We start from the raw sequence: 7,274 nt of genomic DNA, 5'->3' as shown, positions 1-7,274 counted from the left end.
GACTTAAATGGTTTATTAAAACGCTTTGTCTTGTTCAGTTTTCAAGGTTCAATTTTTAGCGACAATAATTATTTTATCATCTATCAATAACTTTGTCAACAGTTTTTATTTTCACCCGAATAATTATTTAATTCATATCCCATATTATTTCGGGCGACTTTTATAATATACCACCTGATAATAACTATGTCAACAATTTTTTGCTAATTATATACTTACAATGTACCAATTTTTCCAGATTAAAATTAGGGGTTGTTTGAACGATAGAGGCTTTTTGTATCAAAGCTCAAGCCATAAACTTCGGTATAAATGGCAAGAATTTCCAAGAAAATGCTAATTATCCGTACACCTGAATTTTTAATTTCTTTATGAGAATCACGTTCACTTATATTCAAGCTTTTCACTTATAAATTGCCATAAATAATATCAAAATCTTCCGTTTAGCATCCCCTGATTAGCAATAAAAGGTTTTACGAAATTTTTATACTGAACAAGCTATTATTTGCATTTAAAATCATATCTTGTATTTTAAACGTTAGTTCTTTTGAAAACCGGGCTTAGGTGTTGACCGGAGTATTCTTCATAAAAAGTAATGTATTGCATTTTTGATAAAAGTTGCTTCATTTTTGATACTTACCTGTTTTATTTAGCCAGTTTTCTACAAATATTTCGTTGTCTTATCCACATTTTTGCTTATGAATATTTTCGCTTTTTCGGATGTCGATTATCTCTATCCTAAAGGGTACAAACAAGTCTACAAATATTCTCAGCTTGTTTTTCTAGAGCCACGTTTAACAATAACTTAAGGGACTAGTCCACATATATGGTCATTTTTTATACGTCGATGTGTCTCCACATATTTCGATTTTTCCCCGAATACAGACTAAGATGTGACAACTTTCTAGTTTTGAATATCATATTGAATTTTTTTACTTACCTTGCCTGATTCTGATTTTGTATTATATGTTGCTTTTCGAATATATGGTATACATTCATTCGGTGGGGCAATTCTTTTAAATAATGAAAATAAAATATGATACCTTTCCTCCATTCCTCTCTTTACAACATGGTTAATCCGTTCATCGGAAAAATCAAATAATATTTCGTCCATCTCCCTTTTTAACATATACATAAGTTCCTCTACTTCCTTATGATTTACTAGCAGTCCAATCATAATCCACCTCATCAGTTAATATTATTCTGTACTTGTTATTATTTGCCCTTTTCATGATTTTATGATATTCCCATATTACTTTTTATAAAGAATAAGGAATTTATCCTTCCCTGACATAATTCTTTTTGTCCAAGCATACTTTTGAGTAGACAAGTTAGGAGGGTGCCTTATGAATTATTTTTTTGTCCTGAATGGGAAAAAATTAAAGCAGTTGACCATCATCATTCTTACATCTTTTGTTTCTGCCTGGTTTCTCTATATTCAAAACTTCTCCTTTGGTGTGTTTTCTACTTCGGATGGTCCAAAGGCAATATATAAAGGAAAAAACGGTGTGGCATTGACCTTCAATATTAGTTGGGGAAATACAAAGGCGGAACCAATTATTGACCTTTTGGTGGAGAATAATGTAAAATCGGCAACTTTTTTCTTGTCCGGATCTTGGGCAGAACAACACCCGAATATAGTGGAAAAAATTGTCAAAGCAGGTTATGATATTGGTTTATTAGGCTATGATTATTTGGAATATGATGATATTGAAGACGTTAAAATTCGACAAGATCTTTTAAAAGCAGAAGAAGCAATGAAAAAATTGAATGTAAAACATAAAAAATTGGTACGTGCACCATCCGGTCATTTTGACAGCCGTTTTGTTAAAATTGCTGATCAGCTTGGGTACTCTGTTGTCCATTGGAGTATTGATTCAAAGGATTGGAAAAACCCGGGTGTAACGAAAATTGTCGAGAATGTATCTCAAGCCAAAAAGGGAGACATCATTTTATTCCATGCATCAGATTCTGCAAAACAGACTGCGGTTGCTTTACCGGAAATCATTAATTTGCTAAAAAATAAACATTTATCATTAACAACTGTATCGGATATGTTAATTGAAGGGAATACAAATACTAAGGAAATTGAATGATGAACCGTGTACTTGTTACTGCTTAATTTCCAATGCGCCGGTTTATTTAAAAGGTTCTGCCAACTATATAAGTTCTTATAATTCACACAATCGTTTATATTAAAAACAAACGAATTGAATGGAATAAACATCGGTTATTTCGAAAACGTTCCTATTTTACACCAAAAGAATTGAAGTCATGGAATAAGCACCTGTTGTAATATCCGAAAATGCCGGCGTTTTAAACAAAAAATTAGTAAGAGCTGCTCGTATAGATATATATCATTTCCTGCAGCTCCTTATACATGTTTGCGACTTTAGGCTATTTAACCCTAAAAAGTAAATTCCGTTACCCCCAACGCCATATTCACCCATAATTCAATTAACCACGTCCACCGCAGCCTTCCACGCTATTTATGCACGGTCATTTGTTGTTCTTTTCTTATTACCGGTCTTTCTACTTTTGAACGCTCAATATACTTGGGCAGCATTAACAGTTGATAGGCATTACAAATTAATAAAGGATAAAGCATTAAATAGAGCCAATCATGATTGTTTACCCTTAGGACAGGTACCCATTCGATAATAGTAACACAAACCATGAAAAATAACCCTGGAACAAAAGCGTGCTTATCCGACTGTTTCGCCTTTAAGTAAGCGATAACAATTCCGATTAGTAATAAGAATAATGCTACCAATAAATAAGGCCAGATACTTTCATTTTCACCGGCAAACTCTTTATAACGAAAGTAAATAAAATCAAATAATACAAAGGCAATCACAACGAGCTGGACCGGATTCCACAGCGATCGAAAAAAACCTAATCCAAACCGGTGAATAGTTAAGTAGGCAAAATACCCCATCTGACTGATTACACTAAAAATGAAGCCAACTCCCAAAAGCCAGATTGCTATTGAAATAATTTCCAATATGTCAAAATCAAGGAAAAGCGGTTCATATTTTTCCCACTGGACCGCAAAACCGGTAAAAATGGTAATAACTCCACCTAATAGTAACGTATGTATAAAAAATCGAACCCAATTTCTTGAATTCATAAACTTGCCCCCTTGTTCAACTAAATGCCCCGTTAATTTTTAATTTTTCTAAAATAATTTGTAACCTTATTTTATCAACCAAATCATGAAAAATCTACCCTTTCTCCTTAAGTATATTTTATTAGGAAAATCAACATTCTAATGAATAGAAAAAGGATGAAAGGAGCTACAAATATGTATAAGAAGCAAATTATTCCGCTCCTATTTGTTTGTTTTTTCATATTGGCCGGATGCTCAACGCAAGCTCAGGGTGCAGAAGAATTGGATTATGACCAAACCAAAAAGATGGTTGTTGATATTTTAAAAACCGATGATGGGAAAAAAGCGTTAAAAGACGTATTAGCAGAAGAACCATTTAAATCACAACTTGTCATGGATAACACTGCTGTGAATGATGCGATAAAAACTACATTATTATCGGATGATGGAAAAGAATTTTGGAAATCTGCCTTTAAAGATCCGGAATTTTCCAAGGCATTTGCTGATAGCATGGCAGAAGAAAATCAAGCGGTATTAAAAAGCTTGTTAAACGATCCGGAATATCGGTCTAAATTAATTGAAGTTTTACATGATCCGGAATTAGAAAAAGAACTGGCGGATCTCTTAAAAAGTAATGAATACCGAAAACATTTGAAAAGCGTCATATCCGAGACATTCGAAAGTCCTGAATACCAGGCAAAAATCCAGGAAATTTTACAAAAGGCCGCAAAAGAAGGAAAAAAATAAAGGATCTACTGAATTTTTAATCCGCGGGTCATTTCCCCCGCGAATTATTTATTGAACCAATCGGACACATGCGGGCACTCATCTTTCTGTGTGCATTTTTGATTTACCATGGATTTAGTTGAACCCATCGGACCTGTCTTATTAAGCAAAAAACTTGGCGGGTTTCCAGACCGCCGTTATGATCAGGTAAAAGGCTGAACATCTGAATTGTTCAGCCTTTTTAGCTATTTATTATTCTCAAGTAAATCGATAATTTTTTCTGCAATTTTAAAATAAATTTTCCCAATCGGATGCTTTATTTGATAAACGGATGGTGCAAATTCCTCGTCACTCCAGTCAGGTTGACCAAGAGGAATCTTTCCAAGTAAAGGTACCTTTAATTCTTCTGCTAATTTTTCGCCTCCACCGTGACCGAAAATATATTCTTTTTCTCCGGTTTTCTGACTTTCAAAGTAGGACATGTTCTCAATGACACCAATGACATCATGGTTCGTTGTAATAGCCATCGCACCCGCTCTTGCTGCAACAAAGGCTGCTGTCGGATGCGGGGTCGTTACAATGATTTCTTTACAAGTCGGTAACATTTGGTGAACATCAAGGGCCACGTCACCAGTTCCCGGAGGTAAGTCAAGCAGTAAATAATCGAAATCCTCCCCCCACTCAACCTCTTTGAAGAAACTCGTCAACATTTTTCCAAGCATCGGACCGCGCCAAATGACCGGTGCATTATCTTCAACGAAAAAGGCCATGGAAATGACTTTAACACCAAATCGATCGACCGGAATAATTTTATCCCCGCGAACTACCGGTCGGTCAATGATTCCCATCATATCCGGAACACTGAAACCGTAAATATCTGCATCAATCAACCCGACTTTTTTGCCGAGTCTGGCCAGTGAGACCGCCAAGTTGACCGAAACGGTTGATTTTCCGACGCCGCCTTTTCCACTGGCAATAGCAATGACCGTCGTATTTTTGCTCGGGGCTAAACCGATATTTTCCCCTGCTTCCGGATATAATTTTTCAATGACCTCATCCGGCAATTGAGTAAAGCGCAAACCAACTGTTGCAAACCCGGCATCTTTAAGCGCTTTAACCACATTTGATTGCAGTTGAATTTGCTCCCCGGTCCCGGTTTTTGCAATCGCCAACTTGACACTGACATGTTGCTTTTCTTCTTTTATCTTAATTTCAACAATGCCATTTGTTTCTTTTAATGTCTTATGTAAAAATGGATCTTCCATCTTTTCCAATAGTTCTCTGACTTGATTTTCTGAAAGCATCTCTTCGCCACCCTTTTTAACAAGTTGTCCCTTCTATTATAAGCTAAATCACACAAATAGAGAAACCCTTTGCAATTGACAAAGGGCTATTGTTACGTAAAGTTATAAATTTCCAGCAAGGATACTTGAATTTGCTTGTTGCAGGTAATTTTAAGTTTTAAGTAACAGCGCTCAAAGAAAGCATCAAAGGAATAGATAACAGCCGAAAAAAATTTTCGTTTTCGATGAACAAGGAAAGCTTCGCGGGAAAACACCGCAGCCGAAAAAATTTTATATTTTCTCGGTGACAAGAGAGGCTTCGGTAGCATTACCTCGTAAGCGAAAATGTTTTTTCGCTTACGACGGCTCTCTTCTCGCCAAAGGCTCCCCTGTTTTCATTATTTAATCGTCCTCTTTTTCTTTTTCCATTTTTACTTTATGTTCTCTTTCCTCAGTAAAATAACGAATAATTCCTTCATAAATCGATGCTGCTACTTTTTCTTGATATTCTTCCGATAATAATTTTTCCCGTTCTGCCGGATTTGACAGGAAACCTACTTCAACTAGGACACCCGGTTTTTTTGCTTTTTTCATTAAATAAACATGACTGATGGATTTCGCCTCTCGTTTTGTATCTAAAATTTCCCGTAGCCTTTCTTGAATCATCTCAGCAGCAATTTTATTTTCAATATATTTTTCATGATAAAAGGTTTGAGCACCGTACCATCTTGATGACGGAATCGAGTTCAGGTGAATGCTTATAAAATAGTCCGCTTTTGATTCATTGATTAATTCTACACGGCGATGCAAGTCTTCGGTTTTTCTCCTGCTCAATCCCTTTGTATCTTCATCAGCAAGGTCAATATCCTTTTCCCGGGTCATTAACACGAGCGCACCTTGTTGTTGCAAATAATCCCGTAGCATCTTTGAAATCGATAATGCAATATCTTTTTCAACTGCTTCTCCATTTTCCGCTCCCCCATCTACACCACCATGTCCGGGGTCAATATAAATAATTTTGCCTGTCAAAGGGAGATTCCAAGCATCCCATGCATTTCGCTCCAAAAACCGTTCTTGTATAAGATAAATGAAAAAACCAATGGCTACCGATAATATACTGATGAATACCCATTTTTTCTTCATAATATTCCCCCTTGCCTGTCACATACATTATATGGACAAGAGCAAGGGATTAGAACATCAATTTGCAAGTTGGAACCTAATGAAGCCGCATTTTATACTTCATTTTCCCTTTCACAAATCCTTCCATAAACCAATGATCAACAAAAGCATCACATTGACTTTCTAATCTTTCCTCATTTTGTTCATCAAGCTTTGCTCCCCAATAAGCGATAAAATCCTGCAACGCTTTCGAGAAATTCCTTCTTTCTTCAAGAGAAGAGGCTTTTACTTCTTCAATCGGCTTTCCGTAATATCCTAAGCGGCTGTAACTGCTTCCCAACAAATATACTTCAAGTGCCACATCATAACACCCCTCTTCAATCACTTGATCAAAGAGCAGTCCACTGTTTGTAAGCAATCCGGCAAAATAATTTTGTACACTCTTTTTTAATATAGCAAGCGATAATTCCCGCAAAACGCTACGTTCAAACTTAATCTGTCTTTCTCTGCGTCTTGTCAAAAACGACGTATCTATATTCGTTTCGATGTCCAAGTGTCATTCCCCCTTTGTTATATTGTTTACACGATGAATCGGGGAATCACCATAGAACTTATGGTACGGATGGGGGAAATTACCAATCTTTTATACCAAAAGGGTTGCAGTCGACTAAAAACGTATATAATGGGAAATGCTACTTTGGCTAAATGCGTCGTGCCTCACCAAGTTTCCTTACTGTTCATTTTCGGTCGATCAATGGCTTCTCCGTGCAAAATCAACAAAACGAAACTTATCCAGTCGATGTCGTGACTCCGTGTATTGAAATAAGTTGGCATTATCTAAGTACACATAGTTTTTTACAACAACAATATGTTTGTCATCCTGTAAATCCAAAAATATTCGGTCTTCCGCTGTTGTTTCGTCTACAAAAAACTCCTTTTTAGCAAAACTGATTTTTAATCCTAAATCTTGCTCTAAATATTCTTGAACTACCACTAGGCTAAAGCCGTAGTGGATTCCTAAGTACAGAGTTCTACCG

General features: G+C 36.1%; 8 protein-coding genes. 2 read left to right on the top strand and 6 right to left on the bottom strand.

The window, feature by feature from the left end; translation table 11 throughout:
- Positions 1-901: 901 nt before the first annotated feature.
- Positions 902-1,174, bottom strand: a complete 273-nt coding sequence (locus tag LIZ98_RS16175; RefSeq protein ID WP_051988942.1) for a hypothetical protein — start codon at positions 1,172-1,174, stop codon at positions 902-904.
- 169 nt (positions 1,175-1,343) lie between these two features.
- Between LIZ98_RS16175 and pdaB the strand changes: the two genes are divergently transcribed.
- Complete coding sequence (pdaB, locus tag LIZ98_RS16170) at positions 1,344-2,093, top strand: polysaccharide deacetylase family sporulation protein PdaB (protein ID WP_227091984.1); 750 nt, start codon at positions 1,344-1,346, stop codon at positions 2,091-2,093.
- A 389-nt stretch (positions 2,094-2,482) separates the two neighbouring features.
- Here the strand turns inward: pdaB and LIZ98_RS16165 are convergent, their stop codons facing one another.
- Positions 2,483-3,127 carry a KinB-signaling pathway activation protein gene (locus LIZ98_RS16165; RefSeq protein WP_227140259.1) on the bottom strand — a complete coding sequence of 215 codons (645 nt, stop codon included), beginning with the start codon at positions 3,125-3,127 and terminating at the stop codon, positions 2,483-2,485.
- Between the two features lie 174 nt (positions 3,128-3,301).
- On the opposite strand from LIZ98_RS16165, the gene gerD reads away from it, so the two are divergent.
- Positions 3,302-3,853, top strand: coding sequence for a spore germination lipoprotein GerD (gerD, locus tag LIZ98_RS16160; protein WP_034767122.1), 552 nt, complete (start codon positions 3,302-3,304; stop codon positions 3,851-3,853).
- Between the two features lie 224 nt (positions 3,854-4,077).
- On the opposite strand, the gene LIZ98_RS16155 is transcribed toward gerD, so the two are convergent.
- From LIZ98_RS16155 to LIZ98_RS16140, 4 genes are all read right to left on the bottom strand, one after another.
- A complete protein-coding gene (locus tag LIZ98_RS16155; protein ID WP_034767121.1) occupies positions 4,078-5,136 on the bottom strand; it encodes an Mrp/NBP35 family ATP-binding protein in 1,059 nt (352 codons plus the stop codon).
- A gap of 381 nt (positions 5,137-5,517) precedes the next feature.
- Positions 5,518-6,258, bottom strand: a complete 741-nt coding sequence (gene cwlD, locus LIZ98_RS16150) for an N-acetylmuramoyl-L-alanine amidase CwlD (protein ID WP_227140258.1) — start codon at positions 6,256-6,258, stop codon at positions 5,518-5,520.
- A gap of 76 nt (positions 6,259-6,334) precedes the next feature.
- Entirely contained in the window at positions 6,335-6,790 is a 456-nt protein-coding gene (locus tag LIZ98_RS16145; protein WP_051988941.1) for a DUF2521 family protein, read from the bottom strand.
- A 198-nt stretch (positions 6,791-6,988) separates the two neighbouring features.
- On the bottom strand, positions 6,989-7,274 hold a 286-nt coding region (locus LIZ98_RS16140; protein ID WP_227203135.1), incomplete at its 5' end, for a UTRA domain-containing protein.

Source organism: Caldibacillus sp. 210928-DFI.2.18 (assembly GCF_020554505.1).
GTDB lineage: Bacteria > Bacillota > Bacilli > Bacillales > Caldibacillaceae > Caldifermentibacillus > Caldifermentibacillus hisashii.
Note: the sequence above shows the minus strand (reverse complement) of the source record. Positions and strands in the feature narration are given on the sequence as shown.

Coding starts and splice junctions, on each gene's coding strand:
- LIZ98_RS16175 (WP_051988942.1), bottom strand. CDS start 1,174: ATGATTGGACTGCTAGTAAATCATAAGGAAGTAGAGGAACTTATGTAT.
- pdaB (WP_227091984.1), top strand. CDS start 1,344: ATGAATTATTTTTTTGTCCTGAATGGGAAAAAATTAAAGCAGTTGACC.
- LIZ98_RS16165 (WP_227140259.1), bottom strand. CDS start 3,127: ATGAATTCAAGAAATTGGGTTCGATTTTTTATACATACGTTACTATTA.
- gerD (WP_034767122.1), top strand. CDS start 3,302: ATGTATAAGAAGCAAATTATTCCGCTCCTATTTGTTTGTTTTTTCATA.
- LIZ98_RS16155 (WP_034767121.1), bottom strand. CDS start 5,136: ATGCTTTCAGAAAATCAAGTCAGAGAACTATTGGAAAAGATGGAAGAT.
- cwlD (WP_227140258.1), bottom strand. CDS start 6,258: ATGAAGAAAAAATGGGTATTCATCAGTATATTATCGGTAGCCATTGGT.